25 protein-coding genes and 1 pseudogene are annotated in these 18793 nt (G+C 40.5%); 19 read left to right on the top strand and 7 right to left on the bottom strand.

The genetic code is table 11. The features are described 5' to 3' along the window. Window positions 1–85 precede the first annotated feature (85 nt). Both QE429_RS04670 and QE429_RS04675 read left to right on the top strand, forming a co-directional pair. Window positions 86–1207 (top strand): ABC transporter permease, encoded by a 1122-nt coding sequence (locus QE429_RS04670; RefSeq protein ID WP_307284574.1) that lies wholly within the window; start codon window positions 86–88, stop codon window positions 1205–1207. Beyond that, window positions 1208–1900, top strand: a complete 693-nt coding sequence (locus tag QE429_RS04675) for an ABC transporter ATP-binding protein (protein WP_307284579.1) — start codon at window positions 1208–1210, stop codon at window positions 1898–1900. Window positions 1901–2014: 114 nt separating this feature from the next. On the opposite strand, the gene QE429_RS04680 is transcribed toward QE429_RS04675, so the two are convergent. Next, a complete protein-coding gene (locus QE429_RS04680) occupies window positions 2015–2392 on the bottom strand; it encodes a DUF3888 domain-containing protein (RefSeq protein WP_307284580.1) in 378 nt (125 codons plus the stop codon). Between the two features lie 171 nt (window positions 2393–2563). On the opposite strand from QE429_RS04680, the gene QE429_RS04685 reads away from it, so the two are divergent. From QE429_RS04685 to QE429_RS04700, 4 genes are all read left to right on the top strand, one after another. After that, window positions 2564–2983 (top strand): hypothetical protein, encoded by a 420-nt coding sequence (locus QE429_RS04685; protein ID WP_307284583.1) that lies wholly within the window; start codon window positions 2564–2566, stop codon window positions 2981–2983. Between the two features lie 11 nt (window positions 2984–2994). Then, on the top strand, window positions 2995–3180 hold the full coding sequence (locus QE429_RS04690) for a hypothetical protein (protein ID WP_307284584.1): 186 nt from the start codon (window positions 2995–2997) through the stop codon (window positions 3178–3180). Between the two features lie 109 nt (window positions 3181–3289). Next, the gene (locus tag QE429_RS04695; RefSeq protein ID WP_307284587.1) at window positions 3290–3538 is read left to right on the top strand and encodes a hypothetical protein; all 249 of its coding nucleotides are present in this window, start codon (window positions 3290–3292) and stop codon (window positions 3536–3538) included. Between the two features lie 143 nt (window positions 3539–3681). Continuing rightward, complete coding sequence (locus tag QE429_RS04700; RefSeq protein WP_307284590.1) at window positions 3682–4188, top strand: GNAT family N-acetyltransferase; 507 nt, start codon at window positions 3682–3684, stop codon at window positions 4186–4188. 53 nt (window positions 4189–4241) lie between these two features. On the opposite strand, the gene QE429_RS04705 is transcribed toward QE429_RS04700, so the two are convergent. Genes QE429_RS04705 through QE429_RS04715 form a run of 3 tightly spaced genes read right to left on the bottom strand, consistent with a single transcriptional unit; the run spans window position 4242 to window position 5582 of the window. Beyond that, window positions 4242–4769, bottom strand: a complete 528-nt coding sequence (locus QE429_RS04705; RefSeq protein WP_307284592.1) for a permease — start codon at window positions 4767–4769, stop codon at window positions 4242–4244. Further along, a complete protein-coding gene (locus QE429_RS04710) occupies window positions 4766–5248 on the bottom strand; it encodes a hypothetical protein (protein ID WP_307284597.1) in 483 nt (160 codons plus the stop codon). Before QE429_RS04710 ends, QE429_RS04705 begins: the two co-directional genes overlap by 4 nt. After that, window positions 5241–5582, bottom strand: a complete 342-nt coding sequence (locus QE429_RS04715; protein ID WP_307284599.1) for a PadR family transcriptional regulator — start codon at window positions 5580–5582, stop codon at window positions 5241–5243. Before QE429_RS04715 ends, QE429_RS04710 begins: the two co-directional genes overlap by 8 nt. 247 nt (window positions 5583–5829) lie before the next feature. Here QE429_RS04715 and QE429_RS04720 point away from each other — a divergent pair, with 247 nt between their 5' ends. Then, entirely contained in the window at window positions 5830–6393 is a 564-nt protein-coding gene (locus QE429_RS04720) for a DUF1259 domain-containing protein (RefSeq protein ID WP_307284601.1), read from the top strand. Between the two features lie 94 nt (window positions 6394–6487). Here QE429_RS04720 and QE429_RS04725 read toward each other — a convergent pair whose 3' ends face one another. Both QE429_RS04725 and QE429_RS04730 read right to left on the bottom strand, forming a co-directional pair. Then, window positions 6488–8002 carry a DHA2 family efflux MFS transporter permease subunit gene (locus QE429_RS04725; protein WP_307284603.1) on the bottom strand — a complete coding sequence of 505 codons (1515 nt, stop codon included), beginning with the start codon at window positions 8000–8002 and terminating at the stop codon, window positions 6488–6490. 130 nt (window positions 8003–8132) lie between these two features. After that, complete coding sequence (locus QE429_RS04730; RefSeq protein WP_307284605.1) at window positions 8133–8753, bottom strand: TetR/AcrR family transcriptional regulator; 621 nt, start codon at window positions 8751–8753, stop codon at window positions 8133–8135. 214 nt (window positions 8754–8967) lie between these two features. On the opposite strand from QE429_RS04730, the gene QE429_RS04735 reads away from it, so the two are divergent. The 8 genes and pseudogenes from QE429_RS04735 to QE429_RS04770 all read left to right on the top strand — a co-directional run bounded on the left by QE429_RS04735 (window position 8968) and on the right by QE429_RS04770 (window position 14356). Then, window positions 8968–9657, top strand: coding sequence for a hypothetical protein (locus QE429_RS04735; RefSeq protein ID WP_307284607.1), 690 nt, complete (start codon window positions 8968–8970; stop codon window positions 9655–9657). A 149-nt stretch (window positions 9658–9806) separates the two neighbouring features. After that, window positions 9807–10223, top strand: a complete 417-nt coding sequence (locus tag QE429_RS04740; RefSeq protein WP_307284609.1) for a MarR family winged helix-turn-helix transcriptional regulator — start codon at window positions 9807–9809, stop codon at window positions 10221–10223. Between the two features lie 72 nt (window positions 10224–10295). After that, window positions 10296–10694: a DoxX family protein gene (locus tag QE429_RS04745; protein ID WP_307284611.1), complete on the top strand. Its 399-nt coding sequence runs from the start codon at window positions 10296–10298 to the stop codon at window positions 10692–10694. Window positions 10695–10781: 87 nt separating this feature from the next. Next, window positions 10782–11721, top strand: a pseudogene (locus QE429_RS04750) (ring-cleaving dioxygenase). A gap of 17 nt (window positions 11722–11738) precedes the next feature. Then, window positions 11739–12683, top strand: coding sequence for a ring-cleaving dioxygenase (locus QE429_RS04755; protein WP_307284613.1), 945 nt, complete (start codon window positions 11739–11741; stop codon window positions 12681–12683). Further along, on the top strand, window positions 12683–13291 hold the full coding sequence (locus tag QE429_RS04760) for an alpha/beta hydrolase (RefSeq protein ID WP_307284614.1): 609 nt from the start codon (window positions 12683–12685) through the stop codon (window positions 13289–13291). Before QE429_RS04755 ends, QE429_RS04760 begins: the two co-directional genes overlap by 1 nt. Window positions 13292–13400: 109 nt before the next feature. Next, entirely contained in the window at window positions 13401–13892 is a 492-nt protein-coding gene (locus QE429_RS04765) for a CBO0543 family protein (RefSeq protein ID WP_307284616.1), read from the top strand. Beyond that, a complete protein-coding gene (locus QE429_RS04770; RefSeq protein ID WP_307284618.1) occupies window positions 13889–14356 on the top strand; it encodes a CBO0543 family protein in 468 nt (155 codons plus the stop codon). Before QE429_RS04765 ends, QE429_RS04770 begins: the two co-directional genes overlap by 4 nt. Window positions 14357–14404: 48 nt before the next feature. Here the strand turns inward: QE429_RS04770 and QE429_RS04775 are convergent, their stop codons facing one another. Further along, entirely contained in the window at window positions 14405–15031 is a 627-nt protein-coding gene (locus tag QE429_RS04775; protein WP_307284619.1) for a LysE family translocator, read from the bottom strand. A 152-nt stretch (window positions 15032–15183) separates the two neighbouring features. On the opposite strand from QE429_RS04775, the gene QE429_RS04780 reads away from it, so the two are divergent. The 4 genes from QE429_RS04780 (at window position 15184) to QE429_RS04795 (ending at window position 18785) form a co-directional block, all read left to right on the top strand. After that, window positions 15184–15729, top strand: a complete 546-nt coding sequence (locus QE429_RS04780; RefSeq protein WP_307284621.1) for a cupin domain-containing protein — start codon at window positions 15184–15186, stop codon at window positions 15727–15729. A gap of 172 nt (window positions 15730–15901) precedes the next feature. Next, the gene (locus QE429_RS04785) at window positions 15902–16063 is read left to right on the top strand and encodes a hypothetical protein (protein WP_307284623.1); all 162 of its coding nucleotides are present in this window, start codon (window positions 15902–15904) and stop codon (window positions 16061–16063) included. 848 nt (window positions 16064–16911) lie between these two features. Continuing rightward, window positions 16912–17289 (top strand): glyoxalase superfamily protein, encoded by a 378-nt coding sequence (locus QE429_RS04790; RefSeq protein WP_307284625.1) that lies wholly within the window; start codon window positions 16912–16914, stop codon window positions 17287–17289. Between the two features lie 293 nt (window positions 17290–17582). Next, on the top strand, window positions 17583–18785 hold the full coding sequence (locus tag QE429_RS04795; protein ID WP_307284626.1) for a YecA family protein: 1203 nt from the start codon (window positions 17583–17585) through the stop codon (window positions 18783–18785). Window positions 18786–18793 lie beyond the last annotated feature (8 nt).

The raw sequence follows: 18793 nt of genomic DNA on the forward strand, positions 1-18793 counted from the left end.
TAATAATCTTTGTGAAACACATATAAGTTATTTTTTTTAGCAAAAGTGACACATGTGTAACTAATCTTGAAGGGGGAGTTCGAGTTTGTTTTTAGCCATAAAGGAATTAAAGTATGCAAAATTTCGTTATTTAATGATGAGTATTATTATTATCTTAATTGCATGGTTGGTTTTTATTTTATCAGGGCTGGGAAATGGCCTTTCGACACTGAGTGCTGCCGCTGTTAAAAACCTAGATGCCAATTATGTTGTTTATGAAAAATCTGCTGGTGCTACCTTTAGTAAGTCGATTATTTCTGGAGATTTAATTGATGAGATAAGAGCAAATAAAGATGTAAAGGATGCAACTGGTTTTGGAGCATCCATGGCCGCTGTATCCAAAGAGAAAACAGACGATAGTCAAAAGAAAACGGATGTTGCACTAATTGGAGTCACGAGCGGTTCGTTTATTGAACCAACCGTTATAGAAGGAAAGCAACTTTCAACCGATAAGAAGTTTGGTGTGTTAGCCAATCAAACGTTAAAAGATGCGGGATATCAAATTGGCGATGAGTTGCTTGTTTCTAATTCAAATATGAAATTAACCATTAGCGGTTTTGTTGAAAATGAAACCTTCAACCATTTACCTGTATTATTTACAAATATGGATACATGGAGAGCGTATCAATATGCAGCACCGGGGTCTGACAATGGGGTGAAAAATCCCGTTCAAGCCATTACGTTAAACGCACCAAATTTAGATGCTGCCATGCTGAATAAAAAGGTCCAAGGAATTGAAACCGTAACAAAAAATGCAGCTGTTCAAGGAATGCCAGGGTATAAGGAAGAGACTGGTACCATTATCATGATGCTTGCATTCTTAATTGTTATATCAGCATTTATCATTGCCGTTTTCTTCTATGTGATTACGATTCAGAAGACTCCACAATTTGGTGTGATGAAGGCGATGGGAGCATCCAATCGATTTATTTCAAAATCAATTGTGGGACAAGTATTTATTTTATCCTTCTTTGGAATTTTGGTCGGCATTGGATTAACGTATTTAACCGCTCTTGCCTTCCCGAAAAATATGCCTTTTGACTTAGATGCTAAACTTGTTGCCTTATATGGACTAGCTTTATTAGTGATTAGCTTATTGAGTTCCATCATTTCAGTACGACAAATTACAAAAATTGATCCGCTGATTGCTTTAGGGAGGGTGGAATAGATGAGTGGTATTCAGTTACAACAGGTGACGAAACAATATAAAGAGGGAGCTGCGACCGTAACCGCTCTAAAGGAAGCTTCTTTTACTGTGAATCCTGGTGAGCTAGTGGCAATTGTGGGTCCTTCAGGTTCAGGAAAAAGCACGTTGTTATCTATTATTGGTTCTTTAATCAAGCCCACTACTGGCAAGGTAATTGTAAATGGTCAAGATGTTGGGACCCTAAATGAGAAGCAATTAGCAGACTTCCGTTTGAATGAGATAGGATTTATTTTTCAAGCATCCCACTTAATTCCGTACTTATCTGTGCTTGATCAATTAATCTTAATCAAAAAAATGGCTGGTAAGATGAATAAAGAGGATTATCAATCGGCAATAAACTTACTGACAGAGCTTGGGTTGGGCGATAAACTTTCCAAGATGCCTAATGAATTATCGGGTGGTGAGCGTCAACGGGTAGCCATTGCTCGGGCCTTATTTAACCAACCAAGCGTTATTCTTGCTGACGAACCGACAGCTAGTTTGGATTCAGATCGTGCACATGAAGTGGTGAAATTGATTGCTGATGAGGTAAAGAAGCGAAAAAAAGCAGCCATTATGGTTACGCACGATGAACGTATGTTAGCTTACTGTGACCATGTTTATCACATGGAAGATGGACAATTAATGTACAAAAAGGATGAAAAAAGCCGTTAATTGGCTGGTTCTGCGATGACTGACAATGAAATGTTGTCAGTTTTTTTTATAATTGGTCAACCTTTAGATGGTTTTTTACCCAAAAAAATAAAACTCTTTTTACTTAGGGTGCTTTCATTGATTTTCGTTCGTTTTCAGCCTTCTGCTTCTGAAATCAATAGCCGGCCAATCCTGTTCATTCTTATTACTAAAGGTAATGGTCACTAAATCATATGGTGGATTATGAGCTCCTTCAAAGGTTGTTACCTGCACAGTGACATTAAATAAGTAGCTGCCTTCTCTTAGCTTCTTGATTTTGAGAACCCTTTGGTTGTAAAACTGCTTAGGTTCGCCGTAATGTTTCTCGATTTCTCTATAAATAAAGGGAAATAGCAAAGTGATGATTACGTCCTCGCGTAATTGTACATCGTCATTAGCGATGGTTGCAGCTTTGGCGGGTGAATAAGCGAAAAGCGTGAAGCAGGAAATTATTATCAAAAGGCTTTTTTTCATAAAACTCCTCCATTCTAGGTTTCTCCTATTTTCATCATTTAAGGGATAATTAATGCGTTGGTCCAGAAGGATTGACGCTATTTTTGTGGAAAATAAATAGTTGGAATTATATGACAAAAATGGTACTTTGGGTGATAAAATGAAATTAGAATGTTTTTAGATGGAGGGGAGATGTTGCGGGTTAAATATAAAGAAAGTCCATTATGGAGAGTTGCGGGAAGCCTTTGGTTGTTTGTTGCTATAATGAACTTAATTATGTTTAGCGGAATATTTGGTGAATTTTACTTTGTGATAACTTTACTTTTTATCTTTAACTTTTTGATGAGCGGTATTTTGACGGTATTTTACTTTAGAATCACATCGATTGATTATATAAGAGTAAACGAGAACATTCTTTCAATTTATAAAGGTTTGGTTTTGCCTATGAAAAAAATCAATTTAACCGAAGTCGAACAGGGACGTGTCATAGGTAATCGGTTCGTATTAATTTTAAGAAATCAAAAAGAAGTGGAAATCAATTTGAAGTTTATTACGATAAAAGACTTCGAAAGAATGAAAGTACAATTAGAAACGTATTTTCCAGTTTTATAGGGGGGATTTTAGTGAATTTTTTAATTGGTGTCATTGCGTTATGTTCTGGGTCGTGGATGACTATTTATTTATACGGATTGTATGCCACAAGTTCAGTGAAGTATCATGATGTTCTCATTATTTTTCCAGTGATTATGGTTCTAGTGGTGCTCTACTGCGCCTATTTAGAAATTAATAAAATGGAGAAGAAACAATAAAAAACCAGGGAAACCAGGGGAAAAACCAGGGGGACGGCTCTGGTGGCTCTTACTCGATGAGGAAAAAGGCCATCAGAACCGTCCCCTTGGACTTAAAGGAGTTTGTCCGATGAATGAAATAGATAAGCGAAATAGATTAATGGAAGAACCATTTTCCTATAAAATTACTAAAAAAGGAACGGTCATTATTTATTTTGAAAATAAACAAATTAAAATCATAAAGGATAAGGAAGCGGAACGTCTGATTACAAAGATCAATGAGGCGGAAGGAAATATTACAGAGGTTCAATTATTGCTTGCTAAAATAACTGGTAACTTTAAACGTGGGAATGAAAAAGAGAGTCGAAACAAAAATTAGCCTTTCTGGTAGATCACTTTTAATCGGATGTCCCTAATAGATCAGATATAAAAATATAAAGGAGGGTTCATTCATTGATAAGAACGTTGCTTTTTCCCAAAGAGGAGTGCCCTTTACATATAAAAAAACAAGTGTTGACTTTGATGAAACAGGAATGGCCCCAAGCATTTGTGGATGGAGAGGAAGAGTCCCTCTGGAATGAGACTCCTGAAACGAATTCCACTTCCTTGGTTCTTCTCATCGATGATTTCGTGGTCTGTCATGTTTCTGTTCCTTGGAAACATATAAAGCATGAAGGTAAGACTTATAAGGTTTTTGGACTTAGTGAGGTCATGACCCATTCTTTCTATCGGAAACAAGGATATGGGGGATCACTTGTGAAGGAAGCTACCTCATTTATTGAGAGGAATTATGCAGATGTAGGAATGTTTACTTGCGACCCTCAATTGGTCCCCTTTTATCGTCAATGTGGGTGGGTGCATTTTGATAGGGCTTGTTTAGTGGGTGGTTCAAGAGAGGTCCCATTAAGAAGCGATTCCTTCGGGTTAGCGGTCATGATGAAGTTCTTCTCTAAAAAAGCTCAAGAGAATCAAAGAGATTTTGAGGCGGCAGATGTGTTCCTGGAGTTAAGGGAAGGGAAACTATGGTGAAAAAGTGGGGACAGTCCCCCGGCGCTTTAGCGCAGCGGGGGACTGTCCCTCTTTTAAGCTTCTTTAGTCAAATCATGCTGTATCAGTTGTTTTCGATTATAAAACTTTTCAAAGATGATCCCCATAAAGTAGAAGAATAATAGGCCAAAGCTGATATGAATGAGTGTAAATTTTGCTCCGAATGATGTGAATTCGTAGACAAGCACCGGTAATTTTGCGGTTGTCCATGCTCCTAGAAAGAATACAATGTAGCGAATCCCTGCTCCTTTTTTTAATAAAAGGGCTGCGATGGGAAAAGCGACATAGAGGGGTCCAGCTGCAATCACTCCTAATAGGAGGGAGAACAGGACACCGTAGATGCCAGATTTCTCTCCCATATAACGTATAAGGGTTTCTTTTTCCACCCATTTGTCTAGTAGACCTACAAATACAAGGACAGGAGGAAGGAGAAACAGCATATCAATTAGACTTTTTCCTGTTAGTTGGAATGCACTCCAACCCAATGACCGGTTGATTACTGTAAGGATGAGCGTCCCAGATAATAATATTAGAAAGAAACGGAATCTTTTTACTGATTTCATGTCATCACCACCCATATGATAAAGGCAAAAAGAAGGGACATGGCCAAGGCGGAAGCATTACGTGCGTAGGCAAAGCTTCGCCCAAAGATTTTTTGTTCCATCGGTAATGAAGTGATGCCGACTGCCATTAGTGTTGACATTAATACCGCTACTTGTGGGAGGCCAGCCCCGTTATGAACTAGCGTCGCTCCAAGAGGAAAGACGACAAAACTTGGAATGAGTGCAATGGATCCAATGATAGTGGAATAGATAATCCCAGCAAGTCCTGACTTTTCTCCAATGATAGACGAAATGACCGAAGGAGATAAGATTGTTAGGGATAGTCCAACGAAAAGCATGATGGATAACATGTCAGGTAGAATGTTTAGGAAGCTTTTCCATGACTTTAACAGCGCCTCTTTTGTTTTTTTTCGATCCTTAATGAAGGAGAGGCTAGTTAGAATAATAGCAATTGAATAAAGGATTACACCATTAATCATGAGTGGACTCCTTCCATTCTTTATATTTGTTTAAGAAGAAGGACAAGTTTTTCACTTTCTCTTCGATGTCTGTTTGGAATTGATCTAATTTTTGTTCACCCAAAGCTGTCATTTTGTACATTTTGATGGGCTTATCTTGATCCGTTGTATCCAGGTAGGACTCAACTGCACCTTCGTTCTCAAGTTTTTTCAGGGTACGATAGAGGATGGCACTATCAATGGGATTACTGGGAAGCTCTTCCTCACATCTCTGTAGAAGCTTTCCTCCATAACTATCTCCCTCTGTTAAAAATAACAAAAGAAATTCGCTTGTATGTCGACCAGTATGTTTCATCGTAAAACCTCCAAATTTTCAGTTATGCTGTCATTAACATTATACTGTTAATAACAGTAAAGTGTTAATAACAGTATAAATCCGATAGATGGAAAAGTCAATGGGGGGGACAGTCCCCCGGCGCTTTAACGCAGCGGGGGACTGTCCCTCCCTCTTAAAAAGGTGTTTGTCCGTTGGTATTTGTCTATACTTGTCCAACCTCACTGAATAGACTGATTAGTATGTTAAGGACAAGGAGGTGGTTTTCATGAATAGAAGAGAATCTGATATCTTCGGCAGTTGGTTTGGAAATAGCCGTAATACTGGCAGAAACTCTAATGTTAGTAATCAATTCGATTCCCAGGAAGAATCGAGTGCTAGGTTCACTGGGCATCGATCAAATCAAAGAAATACAACTAACTCTCGTGGCGAAGTTAGGGGCATCAGTACTTCAACGTGCCAACAGCTAGCAAATATCATCGGGGGTGTGGTTGTTACTGCAACTCCTGTTTGTGTTGTTCAGCGGCTACGTGATATTAATGCAACAATTTTGGGAGAGAGAACGCAATCCCCTTTAGCGCTTCCATTTGCTCTTTCCTTTGAGAATAATGGATTAAACTTAGGAGAATCGGTCGTTCTACAAGAAGAAATAAATCCATTTTTAACTGAATTACGAAATAGAGGGTTAATTGTTACTGCCGTTCATAATCACTGGCTATTTGACAATCCACGATTAATGTATATGCACTGGGAAAATGCAGGGGATGACCCGTTTGATTTTGCTAGAAAAAGCTTTGAAGCAGCAAGGGCAGCAGGGCTTTTTAGAAAGTAAGCTACTTGCTAGATAATAGGAACTTTCGGTTATAAAGAGAGGGGACAGTCCCCCGGCGCTTTAGCGCAGCGGGGGACTGTCCCCTCTTTCATTTTTAGTTTGCTACTGGTTTCATTTTGGTGTTTTCTTGTAGGTTTATTTTCTCTATGTCTTCTTTTCTTGTGTCTACGCGTTTTACGAATAGGGCAAGTAGGAGTGCGACGAGGTTGATGCCAAGCGCTACGTAAAATGAATATTGGATCCCAGCTAATAGCGCTTTTTGTGTGACCAATGCTTTAGTAGCGGCAGTGAACGTAGTTGGGTCAATCCCCGACATGAGGCTCTCTGCTTTTGACTTCGTCACTGAATTCATGATTGTAACGAGAACGGCTGTACCAATGGAACCTGACACCTGTTGCGCGGTATTATTCACTGCGGTACCGTGCGGATTTAAGCGTGTTGGCAGTTGGTTTAGGCCGTTTGTCATGATTGGCATCATCACCATGGACATCCCAAACATGCGAAGAGTATACACAAGAATGATATAGGTATGGCTCGAATCGATTTGCAGATGTGCCAGCATATAAGTGGAAACGGCTGTAATCGCAAGTCCTAAGACAGCAAGCACACGCGGTCCGAATTTATCGAACAGTTTCCCTGTAATCGGCGACATAATCCCCATCATAATCGCACCAGGCAGCATCATTAAACCGGAATCAAGCGGTGAGATACCGCGCACATTTTGAACGTAAGCAGGGGTTAAAATCATACCGGAGAACATGGCAACAGCGTTAACAATCGCTATCACCGAACCAAGCGCAAACATAGGGTACTTGTAAACACGTAAATCCAATAATGGTTCTTCCATTTTTAATTGACGGACAATAAAGGCGATTAGCGCGACCGCACCAACGCTAAGTGTAGTTAAGACCACTTGGTCGGTCCAGCCGTCTGAGCTTGCAGAACTGAAACCATATAGTAAACCACCAAATCCGATCGATGATAAAACGACTGAAAAATAATCAAGCGTGGCCTTTTTGTTTTGCTGCATGACGTTTTCGGCTTTCCAAATCCCTAGAAGTAGGCTAATTACCGCTAACGGTAAAATCATTTCGAACAGCAGGCGCCAGTCGTAATATTCTACGATATAACCGGATAAGGTCGGCCCAATGGCAGGAGCTGTAATCATGACTAATCCAAAAATCCCCATGGCTGTTCCGCGTTTTTCACGTGGAAAGCTGACGAGCATGATATTCATCAATAATGGTCCCATGACCGAAGAACCTGCCGCTTGAATCATTCGTCCGGTGAGTAATAGGCCGAAGTTTGGTGCGAACGCGGCTAACGCTGTACCTAAGGTAAAAATCGTCATGGACGTAATAAATAGACTTCTATTCGAATAGCGGGTGATTAAAAACGCGGATGCGGGAATTAATACGCCGCTGACCAGCATGTAGCCTGTTGATAGCCACTGGATCGTCGAAAAATCAGTGATGTCTAAGTCCTTCATGATCGATGGAAGGGCCACATTTAAAAGTGAGTTATTGAGAAACGAAACAAATGCGCCGATAAAAAGAATGGCGAGCATTAAATAAGGTGTTTTTTGTTTTTCTATTGTTGTTGAATCCATATAGATGTATTTCCCCTTTTTAGTAGTGTTGGTCGCTTGCACAATTGTGCGTTGATGCCTTGGTCTTGAAGTTTTTTTACAAGCTTTTTTAAAGGTATGGGCCTTTTTTGGAACGTTTTTAGGGAGCTCATTAGTGTTCTTCCTTATACAATCCTTTTTTCAGGAGTTCCAATTGTGCCACATAATTTTTTAACGCTTCTTCATCCGATAAGTCTTTTACAAACACCTGAACAAGGTTTTGGAACGTGACTGCCATGATGATTTTTAAAACTTGATGCAGTTCCTGTTCTTCATTTATGTTGAGGTTCTTTGTATTGATTAGTTGAAGCATCGCCTCATACTGGTTCCTCTGATTCTCTTCATAAATGTTGTTAGCCAATGTATTTTCCACTTTATAATTCATATTTAAGAAGGCATTTTTAAAAAAAGTTTTGTTTTCTTGGCTTGTGTGGTTGTAAGTCATTCTTTGGAAAGAGTCAATAAACGTCTCAAATAGATCACCGTTTTTTTCTTTCAAGGTGGAAATAAACCGTTCGTTGTTTTTTTGCGAGAGTTGGCTCAACAAGTAATAAAATAGATCCTCTTTATCTTCAAAATACTGATAAAAACTACCCCGAGGGATTCCAGCGTCTTTGATGATATTCGCTATGGATGCATCATGTAATGGCGCTCTGGAAAATTCCTTTTTAGCAGCTTGAATGAGAGTATCTTGTTTATCTTTAGGTAAGTGAAAAAACGTTTGTTTTGGCATTGTATAGATTCTCCTTTAATTGCGAGCGTGTGACACCGTGTCATAACCGGCGATGAATTGAATTATATATGACAGTGTGTCACAAGTCAATAGGGAGGAAAGGGGGGGGACAGTCCCCCGGCGCTTTAACGCAGCGGGGGACTGTCCCTCAAATAATTCCTTTGGCAATCGTGAATAATACTTGTAATAAGCATTTGTGAAGGAGGGGATTTTTTTGAAGAGGTTAGTCTTGCTTTCTGTTTGCAGTTTATTTTTTCTCACCGCCATGGCGAAGCAACAGGAAGTGGTTCCCTTTTTGCAGCCGGTCACGAAAGAGCTGACACAAAGTACGAAGGTTCCGGTTTTGTTGCCCACTTACTGGAGTAAGCCAACCAGCAAGTCAAAGAGGTATTTGACTTGCTATACACACGCTTACGAAAATGGGTACCAGATTGATTTTTTAACGATGGATAAGCCTTATCGGCCGAATGACCCAGCACTATTTCATCCGCGGGAATCGTGGAAAATAGGGGATTTATACGGAAACGTCGGAACGGTCACATCCGTCGTCAGACCCGAGAATTTTGTTTTCTATAAAAATAAAGATGGATTTGAGTTATGGATCGAGCCACGGATTCGGTCAATGGTTCATGGGACAGATGGCAAATGGACACTTCTTTTTGATGGTGACCATGGGGAAGAGCCCTACAAACAAGCGGATGAACTGCTGAAACAGATGAAAAAAGTCCATTGGCTGAAGAATAAAGATATTATTGAAGGTGAAATTTTCGTTCGGGGTACAAGACAGGCAGCACGCGTGAATTTCGTTTGGGAGACAAGTGATGGCTTTGTGTATAGCTTTTTTTATAATGGTTCCATAAAGGATGCAGTCAAAATCGTGGATAGTATGCAATTGATGAGATGAGGGACAGTCCCCCGGCGCTTTAGCGCAACGGGGGACTGTCCCCCCTAAAAATATTTAGTTGACAAAGGTTTTGTTACGTCATATAATTATCTCAGATTCAAGATACTTTAATTCGAGATACCAAACAACAAAGCGAAGGGGTGAAGATAATGGAGAGGAAATGCACGAATGTCCCTTTTCTTACCTTGATGCAAACATCAAAAGCGATTCATGAGAAAATCAAGGCAGAGATGGCACAATATAAACTAACAATCACCGAGTTTTCTGTGTTAGAGGTCCTTTACCTAAAAGGGAAACAAACGATCCAGCAAATCGGACATTGCATCTTAATTTCAAGTGGTTCCATGACCTATGTCATCGATAAGCTGGAAGAACGAGGCCTATTATGCCGGAATGCATGTCCTGAGGACCGCCGCATGATTCATGTCACCTTAAAAGATCAAGGAACTGCATTGATGAACGAAATCATGCCGAAACATCAGGAGCTGGTTCACCAGATGTTTGAGGCACTGCCCTCTGAGGAAGCAGAAACATTGGCGCAGCAGCTCAAAAAGATTAACGTGTAGACTCAGATTTTTTTTACTATAATATCTCGAATTCGAGATAAAAAACAAACACTATTTAGGAGGATTTTAAAAATGATAAATATTGGATTATTACTTATTCGTTTAGTTATTGGTGGTTTATTTGTAGGTCACGGCGCACAGAAATTGTTTGGTTGGTTCGGTGGTTATGGATTGAAGGGGACGGGCGGCTGGTTTGAATCCATTGGCATGAAGCCAGGCGTCACTATGGCACTTTTCGCTGGTTTAGCGGAATTGGTTGGCGGATTATTGTTTGCCTTAGGACTTCTCACTCCACTTGCAGGAATCATGATTGCAGCGACCATGCTAATGGCGATCGTCAAAGTGCACGCACCGAATGGATTATGGTCTACCGCTAACGGGTATGAATATAACCTAACCTTGATGGCAGTAGCAATCGGAGTCGCGCTAATCGGCCCTGGAACTTACGCTTTAGATGCCTTTTTATTCTAAACTATCTCAAATTAGAGATTCTTGAGTTAAAATAAATTATATGATGCGTGTAGGAACAAACTAACCATGAAAAAGGAGTGGAAGCAAATGAGTAAAAAAACCATGGGTATTCACCATATTACCGCCATCGTCGGCCATCCCCAGGAGAACGTGGATTTCTACGCAGGCGTTTTGGGCCTCCGTCTCGTGAAACAAACCGTCAATTTTGATGACCCGGGTACCTATCACCTTTATTTCGGGAATGAAGGTGGAAAGCCCGGAACCATCATCACCTTTTTTCCATGGGCAGGGGCACGTCAAGGCGTCATTGGGGACGGTCAAGTAGGAGTGACCTCTTACGTTGTGCCAAAAGGAGCTTTTGATTTTTGGAAAAAAAGACTAAAAAAATTCAACGTTCCTTTTACCATCATGGAACGCTTTGGAGAGCAGTATTTGGAATTCGATGACCCGCACGGTCTTCATTTGGAAATTGTTGAAAGAGAAGAGGGAGAAGCCAACGAGTGGACGTTCGGTGAGGTCACACCTGATGTGGCGATTAAAGGGTTCGGTGGAGCTACGCTATTATCCACCTATCCGACAAAAACGGGAGAATTGTTAGAAAAACGTGATGGGACTGGAATTAGTCGGGCACGAAGGAGATTTCGTCCGCTACCGTTCCACAGGTGACATCGGAAATATCATCGACCTTAAATTAACGCCGATTGGCCGGGGAAAAATGGGCGTTGGAACCGTCCATCACATTGCCTGGAGGGCTGTTGACGACGCGGATCAATTGGATTGGCAACGATATGTGGCGGCAAATGGATACGGGGTAACTCATGTCAGGGACCGGAACTACTTTAATGCGATTTATTTCAGAGAGCATGGTGAAATCTTGTTTGAGATTGCGACGGATCCTCCTGGCTTTGCGCATGACGAATCCCAAGAGACGATGGGAGAAAAGTTAATGTTGCCTGAACAGTATGAACAGCATCGGGCAAAGCTTGAACAGGTATTACTTCCGATTGAAGTGCGAGAATTAGACTGATTTTTGGAGAGGATTATATGCTAAAAACAGCGGGAATTCATCATATTTCAGCGATGGTCAATGATGCTCAGCGAACGATTGATTTTTATGCGGGCGTACTAGGATTAAGGCTCGTGAAAAAAACAATTAATTTTGATCGTCCCGAAGTCTACCACCTTTATTTTGGGAATGAAACCGGTCAGCCGGGAACGGTGATTACATTTTTCCCATGGGAAAAACAGTTGAAAGGCCGAATCGGAACGGGGCAGGTGGGGGTAACCAGCTATGTGATTCCAAAGGGCTCCGTTTCTTTTTGGGAAAAAAGATTACAGGAATTTGGAGTTGAGTATGCTTCTGCTAGCCGTTTTGGTGAGACGTTGTTAACCTTCAACGACCCTGACGGACTGAAGCTTGAGCTGGTCGAACGTGAGGAAGGGCCTAGCAGTATGTGGACCTTTGGTGGCGTGGGTGCAGAACATGCAATTAAAGGATTTGGCGGCGCGGTTCTGTATTCTGCCCAACCACATAAAACGGCGGATGTCCTCGAAAATGTGCTGGGGTTAGAGTGTGTGGGGCAGGAGATGGGATTTTTACGATTTACTTCTGATGGAACTATTGGAAACAAGATAGATATTCAGCTCACGCCTACTGTCCGCGGGCTAATGGGGGCAGGAACGGTTCATCATATCGCGTGGAGAGCGAAGGATGAGGCGGAGCATCAACGGTGGCGAGCGCTTCTTTTAGAAAAAGAGTATTATCCTACTGAGATTCTGGACCGGAACTATTTCAAAGCTCTTTATTTTCACGAAGCAGGCGGGATACTCTTTGAAATAGCCACTGACTCACCAGGGTTTGCGGTGGATGAACCGGTCGAGGAGCTTGGAAAAAGACTGATGCTCCCGCCTTGGCTGGAGCCAAAAAGAAAAGAATTGGAAGGCGAATTACCGTCTGTAGAGGTTCGCATTCCGGAGGGAGATAACTGATGAAACATATATTCAATAAGGGGCAGGATCCAACAAAACCAACGTTATTATTGCTTCATGGAACAGGGGGCAATGAGTTAGACCTGTTGCCGTTGGCTGGAATGATCGATGATGAAGCCTCTGTCTTAAGTGTTCGTGGGAATGTGTTGGAAAATGGGATGCCTCGCTTTTTTAAAAGATTGGCAGAGGGCGTATTCGATGAGGAGGATCTTATTTTTCGAACCAAGGAATTACATGCGTTTCTTGATGAAGCAGCAGAAAAGTATGGGTTTGACCGGAATAACGTGGTAGCTGTTGGCTACTCGAATGGGGCGAATATCGCAGCAAGCCTGTTGTTTCACTATCAGCATGCCTTAAAGGGAGCGATTCTTCATCATCCGATGGTACCGAGAAGAGGCGTGGAGCTTCCGGATTTAACAGGTAAATCCGTATTTATTGCAGCGGGGACCAATGATCCGATTTGCCCGCCGCAGGAATCGGAAGAACTGCAATCATTATTAGAAAAGGCCAAAGCGAATGTAGAGATGCATTGGGAAAACCGCGGGCATCAATTAACACTCCAAGAAGTCGAAGCGGCTGCGAAATGGTATAACGAGGTAAATAAATAAAAAATATGGGGACAGTCCCCCGCCGCTTTAACGCGCCGGGGGACTGACCCCGTATAATTTTTGCTCAGCGAAACATAATATAGCCATAAATTGGGCTAGGGTGACGCGTATGAATATGGAAAGATGGATTCTTATAGGTTTTTCCTCTCTTTGCATTATTGCACTGTTCAAATTGATCCCCAGGAGTAAAGCAAGAGACGCCTGGGTTTTATTTTCCTTTCTTCAAGTCATCACTTGGCCGGCTGGCTTATATGTAGTCGAAAAAGGGTGGATTGAGTACCCGACACAGTTATTCCCATATGTTAACCAGTACAACCGGACAAGCTTCTCCTTTGAATTCTTCCTTTTCCCTATTGTTGCGGTGTTTTTTAGTTTGTATTATCCAGCTAAGGTGAAACCGAAAGGAGCGCTGATCTACTATTTATCCTTTACTGGTTTCTTCACGATTTGCGAAGTCCTACTTGAACGGTATACCACACTGGTGGAATATCATGAATGGAAATGGTATTGGACCTTAATTACCGTAATGGTTTCATTATTTTTAAATCATAAGTATTATTCGTGGTTTAAAAAGAGATTGCTTAAGGTTGAAAACATATGAAAATTGAAATCCTTATTCTCGTGCTTTCCTGGATCATATGCGGATTTTTATTGGTGAAATATGTAACGATTGAAAGGAAGAGAGAGGCACATATTACCTTTTTATTTGCTTCAACGATCGCCTGGATTTATGAGTATCTTCAAGTGGTGCTAGGGCTGGTAGAATTCCCATTTAGAGAATTTGAAGTTGCGACAAAAATGAGCTTTTCTCTTCACTATTTTGTCTACCCAACGTTTTGCGTGTTTTTTGTTCTCTTTTATCCCTTGGGAAAAGGTAATCTAAGAATTCTTGTGCATTTTCTCCTCTACTCCATGGCCATTGCAACCTACACATTATTCATCGAAAAATATAGTACATTAGTCCATTATTCAAAGTGGAACTGGTTCATGAGTGTCTTAACTAATATAATCCTTTTATATATAATAAAGAAATTTGTATTTTGGTTTAAAAAAGGGCTCGTGTAAGAAGAGGGACAGTCCCCCGGCGCTTTAGCGCAACGGGGGACTGTCCCTCTATTGTTGTTTATCCAAGGCTAATTTTAGTCCAAATCCTATAAGGACGAGGCCTGTTGCTTTGTCCATGGTCCTTTGTACTTTTGCTGACATCAGCCATTCGCGCAGGTAGTTAATGAAGAAGACATAGATGAAAAACCAGGTAATGGATAGCAGTGTGTAAATGACTCCCATGGTAATAAATTGTTGTGTGGCGTTTTCTCCAGTTTTTATGAATTGGGGTAAAAAGGTTAAGAAGAACATAGCCACCTTGGGATTGAGTATGTTCGATAAAAGACCTTGTTTGAACGCGGATTTCTTCGTGGTTTCTGAACGATGTTGGTGTTCCACATCGGTTTCATTCTTCTTTTTCCTAGAAAGGAAAGAAGAGAATCCAAGGTAGATCAAGTAGATGGCCCCCACATATTTAACGATTTCAAAGGCAACGGCAGACTGCATCAGAATAGCGGAAAGCCCATAGGCGGCAGCAAATGTATGCACCAGCGAGCCGGATGTAATACCTAGAGCCATTTGATAGCCATCTTTTCTTCCGTCAGAAATGGTCCTCTTTGTAATAAGCGCAGTGTCGATCCCTGGGCTCATGACCACAAATAATGAAAGAACTAAAAATGTTAAGAAATCATTCATCTTCTCCACCCCTTACTGACTTGTTAACTGACCGCCATCTGATAAAATATGATTTAACGAATATTAAATGTAGTTTAACATAATTCGGTTTGGTTGTTTATTTATATTTAATAAAATTAAATTATTTTTAATTTTAAGGAGCAAGGTTTGGTATGGAGAATATAGATATTGGTAAAAAAGTGGAGAAATATAGAAGGGTCAAGGGGTTAAGCAGTAGAGAATTGGCGAAGATAGCTGAGATTACCCCTTCCATGTTAAGTCAGATTGAACGTGGGTTGGCTAATCCTTCGATACAGACGCTAAAGGTGTTAGCGAAAGCCTTGGATGTCCCGACCTTTAGTTTTTTACTTGAAGAAACACGGACCGAAGATTTAGTGGTTCGTGCGCAGGAACGTAAAAAAATGGTGGTCGAAAACCTATCGTATGAGCTTGTGTCACCTGATTTTACTGGCACATTGGCCACTGCGATTATGAATGTTCCACCTCAAACCGCCTCGTCCGAGAAGTTATTGGAACACAAAGGGGAAGAAGTTGCGTTTGTATTAGAGGGGAGAATAAAGGTGTTTTTGGAAGAGGAGCAATACACATTAGAAGCTGGGGACAGTGTCAAAATACCAGCTTATATGAAGCACAAATGGGAAAATCACTTTGAAAAAAATGCAGTGATCCTATTTTCCGTGACTCCGCCAGCATTTTAAGAGGGACAGTCCCCCGGCGCTTTAGCGCAACGGGGGACTGTCCCCAAAAAAATAGAAAAGTGTATATGTAATTGGAATAATATGTTAAAGTTATTTTGTAGGGCATTTATTGGTTTAATTACTGAGTTCTGTGTTCGTGCAGATGCATAATCTAAATGATGGGGGTGTTTTCATGATTTGGATCTATATTCTGACGCCTGTGTTTTTATTGGTTGGAATTGCATTGTATTTTGATCGGAAATCTGGGTCGACTCCGCCGGACGAAAGTTATAAGGCTAAGATGGAGGAGTATCCGCCAGAACATGGGATGAATTCACATGGCCCGACTTTATAGGAAATAAATAGGGATGCACGAAACTAATAGGGCGTTGATCTGAGTAAAGATTAGCGCCATTTTTGTATTTGTAGCAGGGCAGGTTAGCATGGTGGTTACAGTGAAATTTAACCATACCTAATCTATACAAAAGGGAGGAGAATTCAATATTTTGGATTGTCTTACTCTTATTTATGATATATGTTGTTTTTAGCCTTTCGACGATTAAATATCAACTAAAATTAATTTCAAAGCATCTAAATGTTGAAGATGAAGAACAAAAGGTTAGCAATGATGTGATTGAGAAGGACTTGGAGAATTACTCAAAAAATAATAATTTATAATTTGATGAAGGATGCGTTGATCCGGGAGGATTAATGCCTTTTTTTATAAATGGATCAGATGTTAATGAGAGGCAGAATGCTGAGTTGATTTCTAAGTTGTTAAAATGAACTAGATCTGAGTCTTACTTACGGTTTAAGTTCGTAAGAGAAGGATTTTCCAAATTTAAGGAGAAATTATTATTTTAAGAAAATCTTTTGAAGGGGCACTGTTGGTTCCTGATTATACATAATGTACAAGATTGAGATAAGCGGAGGAGGAGGTTAATAGTGAACGGAACACTATGGGTTGCTGTTATATTAACTATAATAGGAATCTTTGATTTTGTTGTATCTAGGAGGATAGGGAATCAAAAGAAAAGGGCCTATTTTCAAATCTTGTTATGGTCCTTAACCACCGTGAGTTTTTTAGGAGTTTGGTTAAAAGGGTAGGTCATTTGTGGGGACAGTCCCCCGGCGCTTTACTGCGGTGATATTGCGGCTCTTGTCTGCCTATCTATTTTATATGGGTTTGAAGGGATGACTATAATGAACACATCTAATTTTACTATGAAAAGTCCTGTGCCTATTTTTCGTATCTTTGATGAGGAGAAGGCAAGAGAATTTTATCTGAACTTTTTGGGGTTTCAAGTAGATTGGGAGCATCGATTTGAAGAGGATTTCCCTCTGTATATGCAGGTAACGAATGGAACTTGTGTGCTGCATCTATCCGAGCATTACGAAGATGCCTGTCCTGGTGGTGCAATCAGGATTGAAGTAGAGAATCTTAAAGAACTTCATTCTGACCTGATATTAAAGAATTACAAATATGCTCGGCCTGGCATCGAAACCACTCCATTGAAAACACGGGAGGTTCGCATTGGGGACCCGTTTGGGAATAGGATTGTGTTTTTTGAGAATATATAATTTGTGGGGACAGTCCCCCGGCGCTTTAGCGCAGTGGGGGACTGTCCCCAACCTTTAATTTCCTTTGAATAGGGAGGAATAATATGTTTTAATTAACAGATAGGATGGCCATAGAGGCGGTTCTGGTGGTTTTTGACCTTTCCGAGGTGTTTAGTATGAACTACGAGAACTGTTCCTGTGGATGGAAAGGCCCAGCTTGTACAAAGTTGGGTCTATCAGTTTTTTATATTAATAATATATCTTTAGATTTATAGCAAACTAGAATGCATTACAGCAAGAAAGAAGGATTTCAAATGATTGATACACAGATTGATAAAAAAACACAAGACGCTTTACTTAGTGCGTTACATAATGCAAAGGCACATAGCCGACAGATGCCAATCAAACGAGAAAAGCAACTTTGGAAAGAAATCAAAACGCCTTGTAACCTTATTGATGTCTTAAACTTACTTAAGAAGGCGGAATTGGATGATATTCGAAAAAAATTGGAACTTAAAGGGATGAGTTCACTCAATAAGGGTGCTTTGGCTAGCGAACTGGCTCGATTGATCCCTATTCATCTCGAAAACATTCTATTAACTCTAGATAAAGAGCGGTACGATCTCATTCATGAAATTGTTAGGAATGGTAGATCTACCATTTCGAATAGAGAGTTTCCTATTTCAAAGATTGTAGTACTCATGGAGTGGGGGATTATTTTTCCAGTTGTTGAGAAGGATCAGAAGTTCCTAACCATGCCTTCTGAACTCATGGAGCTTTTTTCAAAAATAGATGGACCTGAACTGAAAACTGTTATTCGCCGGAATACCGAGTGGATCCGACTCACTCATGGGATGCTTTATTATTACGGGGTTATGGATACGGCGAAAATTCTAGAGAGAATTCGTAGGTTGACTATGCAAGAAATCGATGTTGTGGATTACTTAAATGTGATTTCTATTGCAAGTGACTATTATGAGCAAGCAAGATTTTCATCCAATGGGGTTAGTTTAAAAGATGACCGAGTATTTGAGACGGATGAAATTATCGAGGAACATAACAAGCGGTCGAGTATAGACTTTTATCCTTTTACAAAGGAACAATTGCTAAAAGCAGGAGAGCCCGGTTATATTGATCGAACTCCTGCTATGGAAAAGTTCCTGGGTTTCCTCTTAGAGCATTATGATTTAACCCGTCTTGAAACAGAAGATTTGGCCATGGAAATAATTAATATTCTCAATATGGATGATCATCCATCGATGATGATAAAGTATTTAAATTCCCGATTGGAGTTTCCAACCTTTGAGTTTGTACAAGAAATAACTGCACATGCGATGGAAGTTTATAACCAGACGCGCATGTGGTCATTAAAAGGATATGCGCCTTCTGAACTGGGACAAGAAGAAAAGAAGCACTTGCTACCATTATCATCAGATGATGAAAACAAAAAAGTAGGCCGCAATGATCCGTGCCCTTGTGGAAGCGGGAAGAAATATAAGAAATGTTGTGGGAAATAATGATTGAA

Source organism: Bacillus sp. SORGH_AS_0510, from assembly GCF_030818775.1.
Taxonomy (GTDB): Bacteria; Bacillota; Bacilli; order Bacillales; family Cytobacillaceae; genus Neobacillus.